The organism is Novosphingobium sp. FG90 (genome assembly GCF_057808725.1).
In genome coordinates this window covers 238,233-257,974 of record NZ_JBMDIO010000001.1, presented here as the reverse complement: position 1 = coordinate 257,974, position 19,742 = coordinate 238,233, and the positions used below count along the sequence as shown (strand labels likewise).

Genomic DNA, 19,742 nt, shown 5'->3' with positions numbered 1-19,742 from the left:
TCTCGGGGAGGTGGCAGCGCGAAGCGCTGACGGAGGGGGAATTGTTCGAACTCTCCCCCTCCACCACCGACTGCGTCGGCGGCCCCCCTCCCCGAGCAAGCTCGGGGAGGAACTTAGACCGGCCCGTTGGCTTCGATCCCCTGGATCACGAAAGCCGCGATGGCGTCCCTGATCTCCGCCTCGCTGGCCATGCCGGGCGGGAACAGCCAGTCGCGGAACATCAGGTTCGCCAGCACCGCCGCGAACGACACCCGCACCATCAGTTCCGGCGCGATCCGGGGCGCGTCGCCGACCCTCGCCTGGCTCATCGCCTCGCCCTTACGGAAGTAGTCCTGCAACCCGTCGAGCGCCTCGATCCCGCCCGAAGCTTCGGGGGAATAGGCGTTGGCGACGGCCAGCGAGAGGAACATCTTCGAATGGCTCGCCATGAAATCGAGCAGTTCGCCGATGTAGGCCCGCGCCACGTCCTTGCCCTCGCCCGCTCCGGCGGTCCGGGCCTGGAAATCCGCGAAGTGGCGGTTCAGCGGCGTGAAGATCGCCGCGCGGAACAGCGCCTGCTTGCTCTCGTGGAAGCGGAAGATCTGCGCCTCGGTCACATCGGCGCGGCGGGCGATGGCGGCGGTCGTCGCCCCAGCGTAGCCCGATGCCTCGAACTCCTCGGCAGCGGCTTCGAGGATGCGGTCGGCCACTTCCCCGGAGGAGCGGCGGCGACGTTTCGGTTTCGGGTCGGGGGCGGTCAATCTTTCCTGCCGGTTTCGCTTGCGTGACTGCGTGTGTCGGGCACGGCGCGCGCCATTGAAACCCTTCCACCAGACCCTAGATTCGCCGGGAGAAACGCTCAAGGAGACAATTGAAAGTGAACGGAATGAAGACGGCCATGCTGCTGGCGGCGCTGACGGCGCTGTTCATGGGGCTGGGCTACATGCTAGGCGGAACCGGCGGCGCCATCATCGCGCTGGTCGTGGCGGCGGGCATGAACCTGTTCACCTTCTGGAACGCGGACAGCATCGTGCTGAAGATGCACAACGCCCGCGAGGTCGGCCCGGAGAGCGAGTTCCACCGCCTCGTCGCCGAACTGGCGCAGCGTGCCGGGCTGCCGATGCCGTGCGTCTACGTGATCGACACCGAGGCACCCAACGCCTTCGCCACCGGCCGCGACCCCGAGCACGCCGCCGTCGCCGCGACCACGGGCCTGCTCGACATGCTCAGCCGCGAGGAAGTGGCGGGCGTGATGGCGCACGAACTGGGCCACGTGAAGAACCGCGACACCCTTGTCATGACGATGGTGGCGACGATCGCGGGCGCCATCTCGATGATCGCCAACTTCGGCATGTTCTTCGGCCACATGGGCAATTCGGAGGATCGCCCCAACCCGATGGCCGCGATCGCGGCGATGGTCATGGCGCCGTTCGCGGCGATGATCGTGCAGATGGCGATCAGCCGCACCCGCGAATACGGCGCCGACAAGGCGGGCGCCGAGATCAGCGGCAACCCGCGCGCGCTGGCCTCGGCGCTGCAGAAGATCGCCGGGCCTGCCGCCCACTTGCGCAACCCCACCGTCGAGCGCAACCCGGCGGCGGCGCAGCTCTACATCGTGCCCTCGTCGGTGTCGGACCTGTTCTCGACCCACCCGGCGACGGAGAAGCGCATCGCCGCGTTGATGGCGATGGACGGCGGGGCTGTGCCTCCGCGACCGGCGCCTGCCCGACCGGCCATGGCCTCGGTGCCGCGCAGTAGCGCGCCGCGTGGCCGGTCGGCGCTAGATCCGAATCGCAGGGGCTGACGCCTCAACCCTCCACCCACCGCGCGATGAAGAAGCCGTCGAGGCCGCCCGCCTCGGCGAGCATTCCGGGATCGGTGCGCAGCCAGCCCTCGCCCGTCGGTGACAGACCTTCGGGCAATTCCGCCGCCGTGATGGGCGCCAGAGAGAGTTCAACCTCCGCCGCGCGGTCCTCGCCTTCCTCCTGCTCCAGCGAGCACACCGCGTAGACCAGCGTGCCGCCGGGCTTCAGCCATTCGGCCGCCCGTGCCAGCATGCGGGTCTGGATTTCGGCCATCTCCTCGATCTGGCGCGGACCGATGCGGTGGAGCACGTCCGGATGGCGACGCGAGGTGCCCGTCGCCGTGCATGGCGCGTCGAGCAGGATCGCATCGAACTTTTCTTCGGGCTCCCACGCAAAGGCATCGGCGAGGACCACTTCGGCGTCCAGCGAGGTGCGTTCAAGGTTCTCGCGCAGGCGCTCCAGCCGCCGCTTGGCGTTGTCGAGCGCGGTCACCTTCCAGCCCGCCGCCGCAAGCTGCATGGTCTTGCCGCCGGGCGCGGCGCAGAGGTCGAGCACGGTCCTGCCCTCGCCCGCGCCGAGCATCCGCGCGGGCAGGCTGGCGGCAAGGTCCTGCACCCACCACGCGCCGTCGCGGAAGCCTTCGAGGTGCTCCACGGCGATCCCGCGCGGCAGGCGCACATGGCCCGGCATCAGCGAGACACCGCCAAGACGCTCGGCCCACTCCGCCGTCGCACCCGCATCGCGCAGCGCGAGGTCCAGCGGCGGCGGCACGGCGAGACCTGCGGCGATTGTCTCGGCCCGGATACCCCAGCGCTCCATCACCGGCTCGGGCAGGCTGGGCACTTCGGGCAGCGTCACGGCCCGCTTGGTCAGGGTCGAGAACACGCCGTGCGCCAGACGGCGCGGGCCGCCCATCAGCAGCGGCAGGCCGGTGGCGATAACGGCATGGGCGGGCGTCTCCAGGCGCAGGACCTGTGCCAGCATGATCTGCAGCACGGCGCGCGCCTTGGCATCGTCGGCCAGCGGCAGGCGGGTGGCGGAGTCGATCAGCGCATCGAGGTCCGCACGCCAGCGCAGCACCTCCCCGGCAATGGCGCGGGCGAGCGCGCGGTCGGCGTCGCCCTTGATGCGCGCGAGCGCGGAACCGCCCGCCTGGTCGAGCGTCTCGCCCCTGCGCAGAACGGCATCGATGAGGTTGAGCGCGGCACGGCGCGCAGGAAGTCCGGGTATGTCCATCGTCGGCCCCTATACCGGATTGCCTTTTTCCGCCACCCGCACCACATGGGGTCCATGACCAAGCGCGCCACTGAACGTCCGGCGGCCTTCACCAAGCCCGCTCACTGGACCAACGACCCCGCTCCCCCGCCCGTGAAGGCCAAGGACGAGCAGGACCCCGACGGCCTTTCGCCCACCCGCTACGGCGACTGGGTGCAAAAGGGCATCGCGATCGATTTTTGAGCTTTGCGTTCGAACGACGGGGCTTCGACAGGCTCAGCCTGAGCGGCGTTTGAAGATCTGCTCTAAAAACCGCTCAGGCTGAGCCTGTCGAAGCCCCCTCGTCCATACACGCGATCACTCAGCCTGCCGCCAACCGCCACCGAGCGCCAGGAACACCGCGATCTGGTCGTCCACCAGCGTCGTCTGCGCCGACGCATGGCTCACCTGCGCCGAGGCAAGGCTCGCCTGCGCACTCAGCAGGTCGAGGAAATCGCTGCGGCCGAAGCGGAACAGCTTGCCCGCCTGCGAAGCCGACAGCCCAGCCGCATCCGCCGCGCGGCCCAGCGCCGCCTCACGCTCGCGGTCGCGCGCATACGTCTCCATCGACGATTCCGCCTGCCGCAGCGCTTCCAGCACCGTGCCGTCGAAATTGGCGAGATCGGCGCGTACTTGTGCGTCGGCCTGATCGATCTTCGCCCGCACGGCAGGGCGGTTGGGGAATGTCCAGCTAAGCAGCGGGCCAAGGCTCATGCCAAAGCTGTCGCCGGTGCCGAAGTCGTGGATCGGGCCGGAGAAGCCCAGCGACCCACCGATGCTGACCGACGGGTAGAGGTCCGCCGTCGCCACGCCGATGCGTGCGGTGTCGGCGGCGATGGTGCGCTCTGCCTGCCGGATGTCCGCACGGCGACGGATCAGCGCGGCGCCGTCCTCGACCGGCACGCCGCCCGCAAGACGCGGCAACGTGGCACAGTCGGCGACCTCGGCGGGGAAATCGGCAGGCGGACGGCCCAGCAGCGTCGCCAGCAGGTAAAGCGAGTTCTGCCGCGCGGCGGTGAACGCCGGCAACGCAGCCGCGCTGGTCTCGACGGCGGCAGCGGCGCGGCTGACGTCGAACGCGGTGCCGCGCCCGCCCTTCTGCAGCCGCCGCGTCGCGTCGAGGGTCTGGCGCTGCAACTGCACCACCCGCTGCGTCACCGCGAGCTGGTAATTGGCCGCACAGACCTTGGCATAAGCGCTGGTGGTCGCAGCGGCGACGCTGACGCGCACGGCATCGCGCGCGGCCTCGGTCGCCTCGGCATCGGCGGCGCTGGCCTCGATCGCGCGGCGCAGCTTGCCCCTGAGGTCGAGCGGATAGCTGAGCGCAAGGCCGAGGTTGTCCGTCACCACGCCGGGGATCGAAACGCCGGTGGAGGACTGGCGCGACAGGTCGACACCGCCGCTCACCGCTGTCGACAGCGTGCGCGCAGCAGCCGCCTCACGCAGCACGGCGCGGGCGCGGTCGAGGTTGGCATCGGCGGCGCGCAAGTCCGTATTGGCGGCCAGCGCCTGCTCCACCAGCGCATCGAGGCGTGGGTCGTCGTAGAGCTTCCACCAGCGATCGGGCAGCGGCTCCTGCGAGAATGCCGCGCCCTTGGCCGAAGCGAAGGCACCTTGCGCGGCAGGCGTGCTGTAGACGGCGTTCTCCGGCGGATGGTAATCCGGCCCCGCCGTGGCGCAGGCCGAAAGCGTTAGCGCCAAAGCCGCCGAGGAAAGGAAGCGCGCCAAATTCACTGCGCCGTCCCCTGCGGTGCGGGCTGCTTCTGCTTCTCGCCGTGCTGTTCAATCGTCACCGTTGCGGTGCGGCCGAGGATCAGGCGCACGTCCTTGGGCACTTGCGTAAGCTTCACGCGCACCGGGATACGCTGGGCAAGGCGGACCCACGAGAACGTCGCCTCGACATTGGGCAGCAGATTGCCCGAATCGCTGCGCGTGTCGTCGTTGATGGCCGCCGCGATGCTCTCGACCCGGCCCTTGAGCACTTGCCCCTCGCCCATCAGCTTCACGCTGACCGGCGCGCCGATGTGGATCAGAGGCAGCTTGGTTTCCTCGAAGTAGCCCTCGACGCGGATGGAATCGCCGTCGACCAGCGCCATAGCCTGACTCCCTGCGGCCACGTAGTCGCCCGGATGCAGGTCAAGGTTGGTCACGGTGCCGTTGACCGAAGCGTGGACCTGCGTGCGCTGGAGGTCGAGCTTCGCGCGATCGACCGCGCTTACCGCTTCCTGCACGGCGGCGCGGGCGGTAGCGACCTTGGCGACGTTCTGCTCGTGGGATTCGGTAGCGACAAGATCGCCGAGCGCAAGGTCACGCGAGGCTTCGCGCTGCGCCTGCCCCAAGGTCGCCTTCGCGCTGGCGAGGCTCGCCTGCGCTTCCTCGACCGCCAGCGAGTAGCGCGGCTTGTCGATCACGAACAGCAGGTCGCCTGCCTTGACCACCTGGTTGTCGTGCACCGCCACCGAGGTCACGAGGCCGCCGATGTCCGGCGTCACCCGCACCACGTCGGCGCGCACGCGGCCGTCGCGGGTCCAGGGGCTGCGCTCGTAATGCATCCACATCCAGTAGGCGATGAAGGCCGCGGCGAGGACGATGACGATGGTGGCGGCGCTGCGGCCGATGGCGGGAAGCAGGTTCTTCATGGGTGGAGACCGGACCAGGTGGCGAGGAAGGAAAGCGCGCCGAACACCATGACATAAAGGCACAGATCGACGAGCGCGCGATAGGCGACGATGCGGTAGAAGCCGACGAAGTCCGCCACCCGCATCAGCAGCATGGTCAGGACCGAGGCGATCACCGCGATCAGCAGGAGCGTGGGCATGTAGACGCCCAGGATGGAGACTTCGCCGTTCATGGCTGGCCTTTCAGCGCGGCGGCTTCTGGAAAGATGTTACGGCGCAGCGACACCAGCGCCAGAGCAGCCTTGCGGCGCACCGAAGGGTCCTCGTCGCGGGTGAAGACACGCAGCGCCGCATCGATGTCCTCCAGCAGTTCGGGTGCGGCGGGCGGACGGTGATCGGGCTCGAGGCGGCGATAGTAGGCGGCGACGTCGGCCAGCACGCTGGTCAGCGGCGCGCTGCGGGCGGGTGGCAGGTCGAGCCGCAGCTCGCGCAGTTCGCCTATGGCGACGCCCGTGCGCAAGTCGCGCAGCACGTCGTAGAGCGGCGCGCCCGGTTTCTTGCCGGAGAGAGCAAGGCGGGGATTGAGCAGCGCGATACGGTCAAGCATGCGATTGATCCAGCCGCGCACGTCGGGCGGTCCGTAGAGGTTGGCACGCTCGGCGATATCGCGCCAGCCCGCGCGCAGGGTGCGGCGGATAGCGCTTTCGAGCCCGGCAGTCTGCAAAAGGCGCGCCATCATGATCGCGAACAGCGTACCCAGCAACTGTGCCAGCGAGCCGTTGGTGAAACTTGCGAAATTGTCGCTGTACTTCTCGGCGATGATGAAGGGGCTGCCCATGCCGAGCAACGCGGGGAGCGCGACGCCGGCGTAGCGCGGCGAATGCATGAGAGAGCCCAGCACCAGCAGCGGAGGCGCCAGGGTCAGCGCCAGCATCGGGAAGCCGTCGATGCGCGGCAGGATCGCGAAGGCGTAGATCATGCCCAGGATCGTCGCGATCAGGGTGCCGTTGAAGAACATCCACAGCGGCAGCAGCGGATTGTCCGAAGCCGAAAACAGCGCAAGGAAGACGCCCGCCAGCATGACGGCGGTGGCGCCGTCGCTCCATCCGCTGCCGATCCAGAGCGTGCATCCCAGGATGATCGTCAGCGCCGCCCCGGCCGCACCGCGCAGCGCGCCGCGGTAGTCGCGATGAACCTCGCGGTTGCGGCGCCCTTCCAGCAGCGGCGGGATACGCGCGGAAACCGGCTTGCGGTTGCGCGTGCCCAGCTGCTCCGCAAGGTCGCGGCAATCGAGGTGCGCCTCGATCAGGCTGGCGAGACGCGAGCCGAGGCTGAGAACGAGCATGTCGTTCCAGTCGGACCCGGCATCGATCTGCGGCTCCAGCGCGACGCAGCGGGCCTTGAGCTCGGCGGCCACCCGCTCACGCTCCTCGCGGCCCGTCTCGATGTTGGAAAGCCAGGCGCGGGTATCGGCCAGCAGTGCCTCGCCATCCGGCCCGAGCGCGTCATGTTCGCGCAGGGCGGCGATGCGGTCAGCTACGGCGGCACCCAGCGGCATCAGCAGCGATAGCTGGTCCTGCAGCGCCCGTACCGTGCGCACGCGCGGCGCAAGGCGGCTCGTCTCGAACGGCAGGTGGATCGAAAGCTGGTGCAGCTCGGTCACGTCCTGCGCAAGACGACGTTTTTCCGCCTCGATCGAGGGATCGGGCTCCAGTTCCAGCGAATCGCGGCTCCAGCGCTCGGCATCGCGCAGCATCATCGCCACGCGGCCGAGCAGGAACGTCGAAACCGAGCCCGGCAGGACGATGCCATGGATCAGGCTGCCGCACAGGATGCCCAGCGTGATCTCCTGCACCCGCAGCGCCGCATCCTCGAAGATCAGGTCCGGCGTATTCACCGTCGGCAACACGATCAGGCAGGCCGTGTAGCCTGCCAGCACGAACATGTAGCCGCGCGGCGTGCGATCGAGCAGCGAGACGAAGACGCAAAGTCCCAGCCAGGCCGCCAGCGCCAACGTCAGCAACTCGGGCGACTGGACGAGCGGCGGCACCATGAGCACGGAGGCAGTCGCGCCGATGAACGTACCGATGACACGGAAAAGGGCTTTCGACACCACTGCCCCTGCCAGCGGTGCAGCGACGATATAGGCGGTGAGGAAGGCCCAGTAAGGCCGTTCAAGCCCGATCGAGAACGAGATATACGCCGCCAGGATCGCCGCCGCGAACGCCTTTATCGAGAAGATCGCCGCCGGCACGCCCCAGCGCTGGAAGGCCGGCCCATTCATGCCTCCCCCCTTCATGACCGCCCCCGCATCTCGGCGGCGCGGTTGCCAACGGTGGTTATCAGCTTCACGGCAGCCTCGAGATCGGCATCGGGAATGCCGTCGAGCAGTTCGCCGCGCAGGGCCACCAGCCGCACTTCCGCCTTGCGGGCGATACGCGCGCCCTCGCCCGTCAGATGGAGAAGATTGGCCCGGCGGTCCCCCGCATCGGCAAGGCGTTCGACGAGGCCCGCCGTTTCGAGCTGGCGCACCGTGGTCGTCAGGGAGGCCTCGGTTATGCCGATCGCCCGCGCCAGATCCGCCTGCCGTGCACCGGCACCCAATCGTTCCAGATGCACGAGCGCCCAGCCCGCCGAGTTGGAAATCTCCAACGAGGCAAGGATACGGTCGGCAAGCTGTCGCCACGCCCGCGCGACAGGCGCGAGTTGCGTGGCGAGATCGTGGGCGAGGCTTGATCGGTCGGTCATGGGTCCAGGGGGGATGGGGGGGTGGCGGGTACTTAGGCTCCTAACTATTATCGGGCAACCGGGTTGCCCTTGCGATTTACAAGCCAGCAATGCCGGAAATTGCAATTCATGCAAGTGGGACGTTGGGGTCACGATATCCTCCCTGCCGCGCAGCGATGGGGAGGTGGCAGTCTCGAAGCGACTGACGGAGGGGTTACGCCCTCTCCCCTCCACCACCGACTACGTCGGCGGTTCCCCACCCCATCGCTGCGCGACAGGGAGGATTGGTTCAGGGTTCAATGTCGATCGGAGTGCCGTCGGCTACCGCTTCCCACAGCGCCTCGATTTCCTCGTCGGAAACCGCGATGCAGCCGTCGGTCCAGTCGCCGGGTACACGCCCCGCAGCCCAATCGTTCGGCTGACCGTGAATCATGATCATCCCGCCCGCAGAGCGCCCCCGCCCCGCCGCAAAGGCGCGGTCGTCGGCGTTGGGGTAAGAGATATGAAGCGAGAGGTGATAGGCGCTCGCCGGATTGCCCCAGTCGATGACGTAGCGCCCCTCCGGGGTCCGCTCGTCGCCTTCTAAGCGCTTGGGGCCGACAGGCTCGTCGCCGAGCTGGATATGCTCGATCACATGGACGAGGCGGCCCTCGGAATAGAGTTCCATGATCCGCGCCGCCTTGCGCACGCGGACCTGGTCGATGTCAGGCAGTTTCAGAGGCCGGGGGGCCTCGGTGGCACCCAGCAGCAAGACAAGCGGGGCGAACCTCAGGACGCCCCGCATCATCATCAATCCACGAAGGGATCGCGCACGAGGATGGTGTCCTCGCGCTCGGGGCTGGTGGACACGAGCGCCACCGGGGTCTCGATCAGTTCCTGCACGCGCTGGATGTACTTGATCGCCTGTGCGGGCAGGTCGGCCCACGAGCGCGCACCCGCGGTGGTGCCCTGCCAGCCGTCCATTTCCTCGTAGATCGGCTCGACCCCGGCCTGATCGGCAGCGTGGCTGGGGTAGTAGTCAAGCACCTTGCCGTTGAGGCGGTAGCCGGTGCAGATCTTCACCTTCTCGAAACCGTCGAGCACGTCGAGCTTGGTGAGTGCGATGCCGGTGACGCCCGAGATCGCGCAGGACTGGCGCGTCAGCACCGCGTCGAACCAGCCGCAGCGGCGCTTGCGGCCGGTGACGGTGCCGAATTCGTGGCCGCGCTCGCCCAGACGCTGGCCGGTCTCATCCTCCAGCTCGGTCGGGAACGGGCCGGAGCCGACGCGGGTGGTGTAGGCCTTGACGATGCCCAGCACGAAGCCGGTCGCCGAAGGGCCAAGGCCCGAACCGCTGGCGGCGGTGCCCGACACGGTGTTGGAGCTGGTGACGAAGGGATACGTACCGTGGTCGACGTCGAGCAGCACGCCCTGCGCGCCTTCGAACAGGATGCGCGCGCCCGCCTTGCGGACCTTGTTGAGACGCTTCCACACCGGCTGGGCGAACTGCAGCACGAAGGGCGCGATCTCGCGCAGCTCGTTCAGCAGCGCCTCGCGGTCGATCGGCGGCTGGCCGAAACCGGCGCGCAGCGCGTCGTGGTGCGCGCAGAGGCGATCGAGCTGCGGCTCCAGCGCATCGAGGTGCGCCAGATCGCAGACGCGGATCGCACGGCGGCCGACCTTGTCCTCGTAAGCCGGGCCGATGCCGCGACCGGTGGTGCCGATCTTGCCCGCACCGGCAGCCGCTTCGCGCAGGCCGTCCAGTTCGCGGTGGACCGGGAGGATCAGCGGGCAGTTGTCGGCGATCGCGAAATTCTCGGGATTGATCTCGACACCCTGCCCGCGAAGCTTCTCGACTTCGGACTTGAGGTGCCACGGGTCGAGCACGACACCGTTGCCGATGATCGAAAGCGTGCCGGTGACGATGCCCGAAGGCAGCAGGCTCAGCTTGTAGACCTGTTCGCCGACGACGAGCGTGTGGCCCGCATTATGGCCGCCCTGGAAACGCACAACTGCGTCCGCACGGCTGGCGAGCCAGTCGACGATCTTGCCTTTGCCCTCATCGCCCCACTGGGCGCCGATCACGGTTACGTTGGCCATGGATATACTCCTCCACCCTGCCAAGGCGGATCCTATAACGCCCTTCGACAGGACTCGGCGATAAGGATTGTCTTTGGGGCAACCGCGCCCCGGCTTTTCGTGCGCGCCCTAAGGGGAAGGCGGGCGGGTAGTCAAGGGGCGACGGCAGGGGAAGCCGCGGTGCCGATGACAGAACGGCGACACCGCCGGGTTACTCTTCATTACACTTGGCGACTTGCTCCGGCCCGCCGTGGTTGCGACCCTTGCAAGGCACACTGCGGGAACATGCGACGATGAAGACCCCCCCGATGATAGCCACTCCACTGATCGGCGCGCTGCTGCTGGCTGCCGCTACCCCGGCGCTTGCGCAGGAGCAGGCGGCGCCGCTCGCCTATGGCACCAGTGTGCTTCAGACGCTCGATTTCTGGCGACCCGCGCGCAAGGGTCCGGTCCCGCTTGTGGTCTTCGTCCACGGCGGCGGATGGAAACGCGGCGACAAGGACAGCGCCACCGGCCGCTACAAGGCCGCACACTACACCGAAGAGGGCTACGCTTTCGCCAGCGTCAACTACCGCCTCGTCCCCGACGCGACCGTCGAGCAGCAGGCACAGGACGTTGCCGACGCCCTCGCCGCATTGCTGCGCCGCGCCGACGCCCTCGGCATTGCCCGCGGCAAGGTCGTGCTGATGGGCCACAGCGCGGGCGCGCATCTGGTGGCGCTGGTCGGCACCGATCCGCGCTACTTGCGAAACGCCGGCCTGTCCTACGCCGACATTCGCGGCGTGATCCCGATCGACGGCGCGGCCTACGACGTGTCTGCCCAGATGCAGAACGCCGGGCGGCTGATGGGCGGGACATACAAGCAGGCATTCGGCACCGATCCCGCCCGCCAGCGTGCGCTCTCGCCCTCTCTGCAGGCGGCCGCGCCCAACGCGCCGGAGTTCCTGCTCCTCCACGTCCAGCGCGCCGACGGCATACGCCAGGCCGAGGAACTGGAAGCCGCCCTGCGCAAGGCCGGCACCAAGGTCACGCGCGAAGGCTTCCCCGGGCGTGGATTGCCGGGGCACATGCAGATCAACCGCGAATTGGGCAATCCGGACTATGCCGCAACCGGCGTAGTCGATCGCTGGCTCGCCCGCGTGTTCGGCTAGAGCGCGACCGCCTCGCCGCCTTCCAGCATGTGCGAGCAACCGAGCGCCAGCGCGTCGTCCGCTTCCGAAAGCGCCGCGACGGTCACCCAGCCGATCGCGCGCTGGCGCTCTGCAATCTCACGATCGTGGCCGAGCGGCAGAAACAGGCGGCGCTCCTCGCCCGCAGCGGCCGAAAGGCTCTCGATCAGCGGATCGGGATAGAGCGAGAAGCCCGTCGCGGCTTCCGGATTGCGGCCGGTCTGCCCGAGAATCGAATACGTACCGCCGCGCCCCAGGCTGCCGGGCACGCCGTCGGCATAGATCGTGAAACCGAACCATGACTGATACTCGAAGCCGTGCCGCTCGGACGGGTCGAGCGTCAGCCGCGCCTTGCCGCTCACGCGCGCGGCGATCGCCCGCAGCGCGGCGATGCGGCTGGCGAGTACACCGCCGACATCGAACGCCGCAAGCTGCTCGATCGCGCTGTCGAACGGACCGACGGCGTAGAGCAGCGGCAGGTACGCCTCGCCGCCCGCATCGACCAGCCCGCCCGCGTCTTTGGCGTCGAGCATCTGGCGCACCGCCTCGATGTTCATCGACGGCAAAGGCAGCGCCCCGGCGGACAGCGTGTCGACGAGGTCGGGAAGCGTGAAGTCCACTGACACGCCCGTCACGCCTGCCGCGCGCAGCGTCTCGATCGCCAGTTCGACGATCTCGGCAACCGCTTCGGTCGAATCGGCACCGACGAGTTCCGCGCCCAGCTGCAGCCGCTCACGCGCCGGATCGAGGCCGTCGCCCTTGATGGTCACCACCTGCCCCGAATAGGACAGCCGCAGCGGACGCGGCGCCTGCGCCAGACCGGTCGCGGCGATGCGCGCGACTTGCGCGGTGATGTCGGAACGCAGCGCCAGCATTCGCATCGAAACCGGATCGACGAAGCGGAACATGCGGCGCACCTGCACGCCCGCCATGCGGTGCGCCAGCGCCTTTTCGAATTCCAGCACCGGGGTCTCGACCCGCGCGTAGCCGTGGCTCGCGAGAACGTCATGGGCGGCACGGCGCACCGTCTGGGATGCCCATGCCTGCTGCGGCAGACGGTCGCCCAAGCCCTCGGGCAGAAGATCGCGGTCGTTTTCCTGCATAATGGCCGCGCCCTTAGCCCGAGTGCGCGCCGATGTCGAATGTACAAATCTGCGACGATTGGCGACGAATTTTCCATCGGCGGCGAAGCGCCAAGCAGCTAAGTCGTGCCGGGCGTCTGGCGGGACGCACTCCCTGCAACCGACAAAGGCCGAACCATGCGCCCTGCCCGCACCATTACCCCGCTTCTCGCCGCACTGCTGATGACGCTGTCTCCGCCTGCCCTTGCCCAGGGCATGGGAGGAATGGACGGCGGCATGGGTGGTGGAGGCATGGGTGGAGGCATGGGCGGCGATATGGGCGGCGGAGACATGGACGGCGGTGGGCCTCCGGGCGGTGGCGCTCGCGCCCCTCAGCCGCCCAAGCCGATCAAGCGCGCCCGCTTCGACAAGATCGTCACCGACATGTTCCGCGCTGCCGACACCAACCGCGACGGTACGGTGACGCTCGACGAGCTTCACGCCATGGTCGAAGCCCGTCGCGCGGTCATCATCAAGGACCGTTTCACCGCGATCGACACTGACCGCAACGGCGCGATCTCCATGGCGGAATTCAGCGCCTGGCAGGGAAAGATGGGTTCGGCCGCCGCCAGCGACGATGCCGCCACCGGCGACCGCGGCGGCCCGATCGCCGAAGCGGTGATGCCCGAAGTCGGCGACGAGCGCGCTCTCGCACAGCTGATCGAGCCCCTGAGCGGCACCGTCATCGCCCGCGCCAACACCAATTACGACGCGGGCGTCTCGCTGGAGGAACTGCTGGCCTACGAAGGCAAGCTGTTCGATGCGGCGGACACCGACCACGACGGCTACCTGTCGATGGAAGAACTGCGCCCCAAGGGCAAGGACGGTGAACGCATGCGCGGTCCCGGCGGCCCCGGCCCGATGGGCGGCCCGCCGCCGCGCTGATCCTTCAGAGCAACACGCGCCAGGTTTCGCCCTGAACCGGTTCGCCGAACGTATGGTGGACCTGAGTGTCGATGCACTCGAAGCCGTTGCGCGCGTAGATGCGGCGTGCGGCTTCGAGCACGGTATGCGTCCATAGCACCACCTGCCGGTAGCCCTTCTCCCGCGCGAAATCGAGGCAGCCGGCGACCAGCGCGTCGCCGATACCCCGCCGCCGCGCGAAAGGCTCGACGTGGAGCAGGCGCAGCCGCGCCGTGCCTTCCCCCTCGTCGGTGAGGAACACCGCGCCGGCCATGACACCGCCCATATCCGCGACCCAGCAGCGCTCTCGCTCCGCATCGAAGTTTCGCAGGAACGCCGCAGTGGTTTCCGCCTCGACCACTTCGAGCCCGTGCCCCCAACTGTGGCTCTCGGCGTAAAGCACCGACTGGCGCGCTGCCACCTGACTGACTTCGCCAACCCGTGCATCGCGAATCGTGAAGGCATCGGGCGCATGGGGATCGAGCAGCAGCCGCGCCCGCGTCAGCGCCTGCACCAGATCGTCGCGCTCGGTCGCGCTCAGGCGTTTCAGATCGTGCGCGACGGCATCGCGCTGGCGCCCGTCGATCTCCCTGAATGCTTGCTGCCCTTCCTCCGTCAGCCGGATCGGGCGGGCACGCGCGTCGCTGTCGAGCCGGTCCCGCGCCACCCAGCCCCGCTCCTCGAACCGGGCGATCATCCGGCTAAGGTAACCGCGATCGAGGCCCAGCTCCGCCTGCAGGACATTGGCCAGCACCGGCCCGAGCCGGGCGATCTCGAACAGGAGGCGCGCTTCCGGCAGGTTCGCATCGCTGTCGAGAAAGCGCGCGTCGATGGCGCCGACGTGCCTGGTGAAGAAGCGGTTGAAGGTGCGGATCGCGTCGATGGCCTGGCTCATGCGCCAGCCTTGATGCATTATGTTGACTGAGTCAACAATATCAATAGCCGCCGGCGCCCGACAAATGAGCGGCGCCCCGAAAACGAAAAAAGGGGCCGGCGCCGCAAGGCACCGACCCCTCTTCCGTTGGGAGCCTATTAAAGCGTCAGCTTAGAACGTCAGCGCCTTGACGGTCTTTACGCCCGGCAGCGCACGCGCCTGCTCCAGCAGTCCGGCCGAGAGGTCGCCGTCCACCGAGAGCAGCAGCACCGCTTCGCCGCCAGCCGCGCGGCGGCCGAGGTTGAAGGTGCCGATGTTGATCGCGTTCTCGCCCAGCAGCGTACCGATGCGGCCGATGAAGCCCGGCGCGTCCTCGTTGACGATGTAGAGCATCGAGCCGTCCAACTCGGCCTCGACCTTGATGCCGAACATCTCGACAAGGCGCGGCTCGACGTTGTTGAACAGCGTGCCTGCCACCGAGCGCTCGCCCGCTTCGGTCTTCACCGAGACGCGGATCAGGGTGTGGTAGTCGCCCTCGCGCTCGGTCTTCACTTCGCGCACTTCGAGGCCGCGCTCCTTGGCGAGGAACGGGGCGTTGACCATGTTCACCGTGGCCGACTGCACGCGCAGGAAACCGGCGAGGACGGCGGCGGTGATCGGCTTCTGGTTCAGTTCGGCGGCAGCGCCCTCGACGTGGATCGAGATGCGCGGAACCGAGTCCACGGTCAGCTGGCCGACCATCGAACCCAGCACTTCGGCCAGCTTCATGTAAGGCTTGAGCTTGGGGGCTTCCTCGGCACTCAGCGACGGCATGTTGAGCGCGTTGGTGACGCCGCCATTGACCAGGAAGTCGGCCATCTGCTCGGCAACCTGAAGCGCCACGTTGACCTGCGCTTCGGTGGTCGATGCGCCCAGGTGCGGGGTGCAGATGAAGTTCGGGGTGCCGAACAGCGGCGATTCCTTGGCCGGCTCGGTCTGGAACACGTCGAGAGCGGCGCCCGCGATGTGGCCCGAATCGAGGCCCGCCTTCAGCGCGGCTTCGTCCACCAGACCACCGCGTGCGCAGTTGATGATGCGGACGCCCTTCTTGGTCTTGGCGAGGTTCTCGGCCGAGAGGATGTTGCGGGTCTGGTCGGTCAGCGGCGTGTGCAGCGTGATGAAGTCCGCCTTGGCCAGCAGCGTTTCAAGATCGGCCTTCTCGACGCCCATTTCCACGGCGCGCTCAGGCGTCAGGAACGGGTCGAAGGCGACGACCTTCATGCGCAGGCCCAGCGCGCGGCTGGCGACGATCGAGCCGATGTTGCCCGCGCCGATGAGGCCGAGCGTCTTGCCGGTGACTTCGACGCCCATGAAGCCGTTCTTCGGCCAGGTGCCGGCCTGCGTCTGGGCGTTCGCCTCGGGCAGCTGGCGGGCGAGCGCGAACATCAGGGCGATGGCGTGCTCTGCGGTGGTGATCGAATTGCCGAACGGCGTGTTCATCACCACGACGCCCTGCGAGGAGGCGGCCGGGATGTCGACGTTGTCGACGCCGATACCGGCGCGGCCGATGACCTTGAGGTTCTTGGCGGCGGCCAGCATTTCCTTGGTCACCTTGGTCGACGAACGGATGGCGAGGCCATCGTATTCACCGATGCGGGCGATCTGCTGTTCCGGGTTCTCGCCGGTGATGACGTCTACGTCGCAGCCCATCTCTTCGAAGATGCGGGCGGCGTTGGGGTCCATCTTGTCGGAAATGAGGACTTTGGGCTTGGTCATGGAATGTGGTCCTTCACGCTGGCCGGAATGCGCGGCCGTGGCGGAGTGAAATTCTCGAAGAAAATCGCGGAGTAAGATCGGATCGCGCGATGAAATCCCCCCGTCATCCCAGCGTAGGCTGGGACCGCTATCGGCCTTGCACGACAGGGCGCGCGTGGCGGCCAGCGATCCCAGCTTTCGCTGGGATGACGGTCAGATTTTACGCTGCGACCTGCTCGGCCTTGACGGTGGCGTAGGCCCAGTCGAGCCAGGGACCGAGATCCTCGATGTCCTGAGTATCGACCGTGGCGCCGCACCAGATGCGCAGGCCCGCAGGGGCATCGCGGTATCCGGCGACGTCATAGGCGGCGTCCTGCTTTTCGAGCAGGGCGGCGAACTTCTTGATGAAGTCGGCGTCGGCACCTTCGACGGTCAGGCAGACCGAGGTCTTCGAACGGGTCGCCTCGTCCACCGCGAGGTGGCCGAGCCAGTCGCGCTCGGCGACGATCTTGCCCAGCGCAGCGGCGTTGGCGTCCGAACGGGCCTGCAGTCCCTTGAGACCGCCCAGCGACTTCGACCATTCCAGCGCGAAGATCGCATCCTCGACGGCGAGCATCGAGGGGGTGTTGATCGTCTCGCCCTTGAACACGCCCTCAGCGAGCTTGCCCTTCGAAACAAGGCGGAACACCTTCGGCAGCGGCCATGCGGGGGTGTAGGTTTCCAGACGCTCGACCGCACGGGGGCCGAGGATGAGGACGCCGTGACCGCCCTCGCCGCCCAGAACCTTCTGCCAGGAAAAGGTGGCGACGTCGATCTTCGACCAGTCGATGTCGTAGGCGAACACCGCCGAGGTCGAGTCGGCGAAAGTCAGACCCTCGCGGTCGTCGGGGATGAAGTCGGCGTTGGGGACGCGCACGCCCGAGGTGGTGCCGTTCCAGGTGAACAGCACATCGGTGCTGAAATCGATCTGGGTGAGGTCAGGCAGCTGGCCGTAGTCGGCGCGGATCACGGTGGGATCGAGCTTGAGCTGCTTGGCCGCGTCCGTCACCCAGCCTTCGCCGAAGCTTTCCCATGCAACCGTGGTCACGGCGCGCTGGCCGAGCATGGTCCACATGGCCATCTCGAAGGCGCCGGTGTCGGAACCGGGGACGATGCCGATGCGGTGGGTGTCGGGCAGCTGCAGCACTTCGCGCATCAGGTCGATGCAGTAGGCGAGGCGAGTCTTGCCGATCTTCGCACGATGCGAACGACCCAGCGATTCGGTAGCGAGCTTTTCGGGGGAATAGCCGGGCGGCTTGGCGCAAGGTCCGGAAGAGAAATGCGGACGAGCAGGTTTACGCGCGGGAACGGCAATCAAATCAGTCATTTCTGACTCTCCTTACAGAGAGCACGCGCGGCGTTGGGACCGCGTGGCCCGGAGCCGCTCCTAATGTCGCCCACGGGGATGTCAATCGTCTTGCAGGCCAGTTCACTGTGTACAACGACCGCACGCATATGGCGCCCTGTCGCCGTGTAAGGCACGGATAAGCACAGGTTAAGGCACTCCCCCCAAGGGCTTGGACCATGCGTAGAATTTTGTTCGCCCTTCCCCTGCTGGCCCTGATGAGCGGGTGCATCGACCGTCCGGCGCCTTCGAACCGACGGCCGAATCACACGGCGAGTCGCCCCCGACCCTCGCCGCCGCGCCCTGAGCTGCGCCAGTGCCTGTCGACTCTCAGCGCGCAGCAGGCCGTGTTCACCCCGGTCGAGGATCGCTGGTACGGCAGCGCCTGCTCCACGGTGGGGACGGTCAAGCTGGCCGCGCTCAACACAGACGACGCCACGGTGACCGTTTCCGGGCTCGGCCCCGTGACTTGCGCAACATCGACGGCATTTGCGGGCTGGGCACGCTACGGCGTGGACCGTGCGGCGCAGCAGATCCTCGGCAGCCGACTGGTGAAGATCGAGACGTTCGGCAGTTATTCGTGCCGCAACGTCGCGGGCACTTCACGCCGGTCGGGTCATGCCAGTGCCAATGCCATCGACGTCTCGGGCTTCGTCCTTGGCGACGGACGGCGCATCACCGTGCTGGCCGACTGGAACGGCGGCACCCCGGCCGAACGCCGCTTCCTGCGCGTAGTCCACGACAGCGCCTGCAAGCGCTTCGGCACGACGCTGGGACCCGCTTACAATACTGCGCACGAGAACCACTTTCATCTGGAGGCGGACGGCGCGAATTTCTGCCGCTGACGACGCCCCTTCGTCATTGCGAGCGCTGCGAAGCAATCCAAGGCAGCCTAAACCGCTCTGGATTGCTTCGCAGCGCTCGCAATGACGAAGTGACGCTTTCTGCGAACAGAGGGGCTCAGCCGCCGAGGATGACCGGATCGGCTACGTCGTCGCTGTCGCCCGCTTCGGGATGGATCGCGAAGCGAATGCGTTCGATGCAGCCGCTGCGGCCTTCCTGCGAGGGCACCGCCTTGGCCGACTGGATCACCTGCAGCGCCTGCCGCCCGAAATCGTCGGAAGGCTGCGCTGCCAGCACCTTGGCATTGCCCACCGCCCCCCACGGCGCGATGTCGTAGCTGACGACCGCCCAGCCCTCGATCCGGCGGCGGTTGTAGGCCTGCGGGAAGCGCAGCACCGGCTGGCTCGCCCAGTCCTGCCCGGCCGGGCACTTGTCGCCTGCGGGAAACGCGCTCTTTTCCGGCATCGGCGGCGCGGCCAGCACTTCGGGCTGGCGCCAGTAGGGATAGGAACACCCCTTGCGCGCGCCGCCGGTGAAGCGAGATTCGCGCATCGCCTTGACCGCCGCCGCGTCGAGCGCCTTGTTCCCGGTGCCGGTTCCGATCCGCACGTTCACCGGCTTGCCGCCCGCATCGGTGTCGTAGGTCACCAGCGCCCATTCCTTCATGCCGGGGGTGCCAGGGAGCTTGCCGAAGTCGGGGAGCGCGCGCACCAGAGGCTGCGGGCGGGGGGCGTCGGCGCAGTTGCTGCCTTCGCGGATGCGCTCCCAGCCCGGCATCGGCAGCCGTCCGTTCAGCGGCGTCACCGTGTAGGACACCAGATCGGGCACTGCGGCGGTGGCGAAAGGCGCGACCGCGACCGCATACGTCACCGAGCAGGCGCTGTGCGCCTTGGACGGGAACCGACTGGCGGCGAGCGCGGGCGCGATGTCGTCGTTGGGCACGAAGCGGGCATCCCCGCGCGTGATCGAGACAGGTCGGCCACTGGCGTCGATGTCGAAACGCAGCGTCACCGACTGCTGCGCGTTCGGCCCGCGCCAGCCGATGGTGTTCAGCGGACGGCGCAGCGGCGCGCCGGAGACGAGAGCGCCGCCATCACAGCGCACCTCCCCGGGAGTCCAGGCGGCAAGGCCGCGTTCGCTCGAACGGCGAAATTCATCGGCGACGACCGGCGGCGGAGGGACCGCAGGAGGCGCCGCCACCGCCATCAGAACTGCCAGAGCCGCTGCCACCATGCCTGATCTCCCTGTCCGGAGATTTCAGGCTAACACGTTG

19 protein-coding genes are annotated in these 19,742 nt (G+C 67.9%); 5 read left to right on the top strand and 14 right to left on the bottom strand.

The window, feature by feature from the left end; genetic code table 11:
- Positions 1-113 precede the first annotated feature (113 nt).
- Positions 114-740: a TetR family transcriptional regulator gene (locus tag ACODRZ_RS01185; protein WP_488971090.1), complete on the bottom strand. Its 627-nt coding sequence runs from the start codon at positions 738-740 to the stop codon at positions 114-116.
- 116 nt (positions 741-856) lie between these two features.
- Between ACODRZ_RS01185 and ACODRZ_RS01180 the strand changes: the two genes are divergently transcribed.
- Positions 857-1,783: a M48 family metalloprotease gene (locus ACODRZ_RS01180; protein ID WP_488971089.1), complete on the top strand. Its 927-nt coding sequence runs from the start codon at positions 857-859 to the stop codon at positions 1,781-1,783.
- Positions 1,784-1,787: 4 nt separating this feature from the next.
- Here the strand turns inward: ACODRZ_RS01180 and ACODRZ_RS01175 are convergent, their stop codons facing one another.
- Positions 1,788-3,020: an RsmB/NOP family class I SAM-dependent RNA methyltransferase gene (locus ACODRZ_RS01175; RefSeq protein ID WP_488971088.1), complete on the bottom strand. Its 1,233-nt coding sequence runs from the start codon at positions 3,018-3,020 to the stop codon at positions 1,788-1,790.
- A 54-nt stretch (positions 3,021-3,074) separates the two neighbouring features.
- On the opposite strand from ACODRZ_RS01175, the gene ACODRZ_RS01170 reads away from it, so the two are divergent.
- Entirely contained in the window at positions 3,075-3,242 is a 168-nt protein-coding gene (locus tag ACODRZ_RS01170; protein ID WP_008832636.1) for a DUF1674 domain-containing protein, read from the top strand.
- Between the two features lie 114 nt (positions 3,243-3,356).
- On the opposite strand, the gene ACODRZ_RS01165 is transcribed toward ACODRZ_RS01170, so the two are convergent.
- The 7 genes from ACODRZ_RS01165 to ACODRZ_RS01135 form a co-directional block, all read right to left on the bottom strand.
- The gene (locus ACODRZ_RS01165) at positions 3,357-4,772 is read right to left on the bottom strand and encodes an efflux transporter outer membrane subunit (RefSeq protein WP_488971087.1); all 1,416 of its coding nucleotides are present in this window, start codon (positions 4,770-4,772) and stop codon (positions 3,357-3,359) included.
- Positions 4,769-5,677, bottom strand: coding sequence for an efflux RND transporter periplasmic adaptor subunit (locus ACODRZ_RS01160; RefSeq protein WP_488971086.1), 909 nt, complete (start codon positions 5,675-5,677; stop codon positions 4,769-4,771). Before ACODRZ_RS01160 ends, ACODRZ_RS01165 begins: the two co-directional genes overlap by 4 nt.
- Entirely contained in the window at positions 5,674-5,889 is a 216-nt protein-coding gene (locus tag ACODRZ_RS01155; RefSeq protein WP_488971085.1) for a DUF1656 domain-containing protein, read from the bottom strand. The genes ACODRZ_RS01160 and ACODRZ_RS01155 overlap by 4 nt, the downstream gene beginning before the upstream one ends.
- Complete coding sequence (locus tag ACODRZ_RS01150) at positions 5,886-7,940, bottom strand: FUSC family protein (RefSeq protein WP_488971084.1); 2,055 nt, start codon at positions 7,938-7,940, stop codon at positions 5,886-5,888. Before ACODRZ_RS01150 ends, ACODRZ_RS01155 begins: the two co-directional genes overlap by 4 nt.
- Positions 7,941-7,951: 11 nt before the next feature.
- Positions 7,952-8,404: a MarR family transcriptional regulator gene (locus tag ACODRZ_RS01145; protein WP_488971083.1), complete on the bottom strand. Its 453-nt coding sequence runs from the start codon at positions 8,402-8,404 to the stop codon at positions 7,952-7,954.
- A gap of 268 nt (positions 8,405-8,672) precedes the next feature.
- On the bottom strand, positions 8,673-9,167 hold the full coding sequence (locus ACODRZ_RS01140; protein WP_488971173.1) for a L,D-transpeptidase family protein: 495 nt from the start codon (positions 9,165-9,167) through the stop codon (positions 8,673-8,675).
- A 5-nt stretch (positions 9,168-9,172) separates the two neighbouring features.
- Positions 9,173-10,462 (bottom strand): adenylosuccinate synthase, encoded by a 1,290-nt coding sequence (locus ACODRZ_RS01135; RefSeq protein ID WP_488971082.1) that lies wholly within the window; start codon positions 10,460-10,462, stop codon positions 9,173-9,175.
- Between the two features lie 272 nt (positions 10,463-10,734).
- On the opposite strand from ACODRZ_RS01135, the gene ACODRZ_RS01130 reads away from it, so the two are divergent.
- A complete protein-coding gene (locus tag ACODRZ_RS01130) occupies positions 10,735-11,592 on the top strand; it encodes an alpha/beta hydrolase (protein ID WP_488971081.1) in 858 nt (285 codons plus the stop codon).
- Here the strand turns inward: ACODRZ_RS01130 and ACODRZ_RS01125 are convergent.
- Entirely contained in the window at positions 11,589-12,713 is a 1,125-nt protein-coding gene (locus tag ACODRZ_RS01125; RefSeq protein ID WP_488971080.1) for an ATP phosphoribosyltransferase regulatory subunit, read from the bottom strand. The two genes, ACODRZ_RS01130 and ACODRZ_RS01125, sit on opposite strands and share 4 nt — an antisense overlap.
- 156 nt (positions 12,714-12,869) lie before the next feature.
- Here ACODRZ_RS01125 and ACODRZ_RS01120 point away from each other — a divergent pair, with 156 nt between their 5' ends.
- Entirely contained in the window at positions 12,870-13,616 is a 747-nt protein-coding gene (locus ACODRZ_RS01120) for an EF-hand domain-containing protein (RefSeq protein WP_488971079.1), read from the top strand.
- A gap of 4 nt (positions 13,617-13,620) precedes the next feature.
- On the opposite strand, the gene ACODRZ_RS01115 is transcribed toward ACODRZ_RS01120, so the two are convergent.
- From ACODRZ_RS01115 to ACODRZ_RS01105, 3 genes are all read right to left on the bottom strand, one after another.
- Entirely contained in the window at positions 13,621-14,529 is a 909-nt protein-coding gene (locus ACODRZ_RS01115; protein WP_488971078.1) for a bifunctional helix-turn-helix transcriptional regulator/GNAT family N-acetyltransferase, read from the bottom strand.
- A 150-nt stretch (positions 14,530-14,679) separates the two neighbouring features.
- Positions 14,680-16,263 carry a phosphoglycerate dehydrogenase gene (gene serA, locus ACODRZ_RS01110; RefSeq protein ID WP_488971077.1) on the bottom strand — a complete coding sequence of 528 codons (1,584 nt, stop codon included), beginning with the start codon at positions 16,261-16,263 and terminating at the stop codon, positions 14,680-14,682.
- A gap of 199 nt (positions 16,264-16,462) precedes the next feature.
- Positions 16,463-17,608: a phosphoserine transaminase gene (locus ACODRZ_RS01105; protein WP_488971076.1), complete on the bottom strand. Its 1,146-nt coding sequence runs from the start codon at positions 17,606-17,608 to the stop codon at positions 16,463-16,465.
- 197 nt (positions 17,609-17,805) lie between these two features.
- On the opposite strand from ACODRZ_RS01105, the gene ACODRZ_RS01100 reads away from it, so the two are divergent.
- Positions 17,806-18,471: an extensin family protein gene (locus ACODRZ_RS01100; RefSeq protein ID WP_488971075.1), complete on the top strand. Its 666-nt coding sequence runs from the start codon at positions 17,806-17,808 to the stop codon at positions 18,469-18,471.
- A gap of 115 nt (positions 18,472-18,586) precedes the next feature.
- On the opposite strand, the gene ACODRZ_RS01095 is transcribed toward ACODRZ_RS01100, so the two are convergent.
- Positions 18,587-19,702 (bottom strand): TonB family protein, encoded by a 1,116-nt coding sequence (locus ACODRZ_RS01095; protein ID WP_488971074.1) that lies wholly within the window; start codon positions 19,700-19,702, stop codon positions 18,587-18,589.
- Between the last annotated feature and the right edge of the window lie 40 nt (positions 19,703-19,742).

Coding starts and splice junctions, on each gene's coding strand:
- ACODRZ_RS01175 (WP_488971088.1), bottom strand. CDS start 3,020: ATGGACATACCCGGACTTCCTGCGCGCCGTGCCGCGCTCAACCTCATC.
- ACODRZ_RS01170 (WP_008832636.1), top strand. CDS start 3,075: ATGACCAAGCGCGCCACTGAACGTCCGGCGGCCTTCACCAAGCCCGCT.
- ACODRZ_RS01160 (WP_488971086.1), bottom strand. CDS start 5,677: ATGAAGAACCTGCTTCCCGCCATCGGCCGCAGCGCCGCCACCATCGTC.
- ACODRZ_RS01155 (WP_488971085.1), bottom strand. CDS start 5,889: ATGAACGGCGAAGTCTCCATCCTGGGCGTCTACATGCCCACGCTCCTG.
- ACODRZ_RS01150 (WP_488971084.1), bottom strand. CDS start 7,940: ATGAATGGGCCGGCCTTCCAGCGCTGGGGCGTGCCGGCGGCGATCTTC.
- ACODRZ_RS01145 (WP_488971083.1), bottom strand. CDS start 8,404: ATGACCGACCGATCAAGCCTCGCCCACGATCTCGCCACGCAACTCGCG.
- ACODRZ_RS01140 (WP_488971173.1), bottom strand. CDS start 9,167: ATGCGGGGCGTCCTGAGGTTCGCCCCGCTTGTCTTGCTGCTGGGTGCC.
- ACODRZ_RS01135 (WP_488971082.1), bottom strand. CDS start 10,462: ATGGCCAACGTAACCGTGATCGGCGCCCAGTGGGGCGATGAGGGCAAA.
- ACODRZ_RS01130 (WP_488971081.1), top strand. CDS start 10,735: ATGAAGACCCCCCCGATGATAGCCACTCCACTGATCGGCGCGCTGCTG.
- ACODRZ_RS01125 (WP_488971080.1), bottom strand. CDS start 12,713: ATGCAGGAAAACGACCGCGATCTTCTGCCCGAGGGCTTGGGCGACCGT.
- ACODRZ_RS01120 (WP_488971079.1), top strand. CDS start 12,870: ATGCGCCCTGCCCGCACCATTACCCCGCTTCTCGCCGCACTGCTGATG.
- ACODRZ_RS01115 (WP_488971078.1), bottom strand. CDS start 14,529: ATGAGCCAGGCCATCGACGCGATCCGCACCTTCAACCGCTTCTTCACC.
- serA (WP_488971077.1), bottom strand. CDS start 16,263: ATGACCAAGCCCAAAGTCCTCATTTCCGACAAGATGGACCCCAACGCC.
- ACODRZ_RS01105 (WP_488971076.1), bottom strand. CDS start 17,608: ATGACTGATTTGATTGCCGTTCCCGCGCGTAAACCTGCTCGTCCGCAT.
- ACODRZ_RS01100 (WP_488971075.1), top strand. CDS start 17,806: ATGCGTAGAATTTTGTTCGCCCTTCCCCTGCTGGCCCTGATGAGCGGG.
- ACODRZ_RS01095 (WP_488971074.1), bottom strand. CDS start 19,702: ATGGTGGCAGCGGCTCTGGCAGTTCTGATGGCGGTGGCGGCGCCTCCT.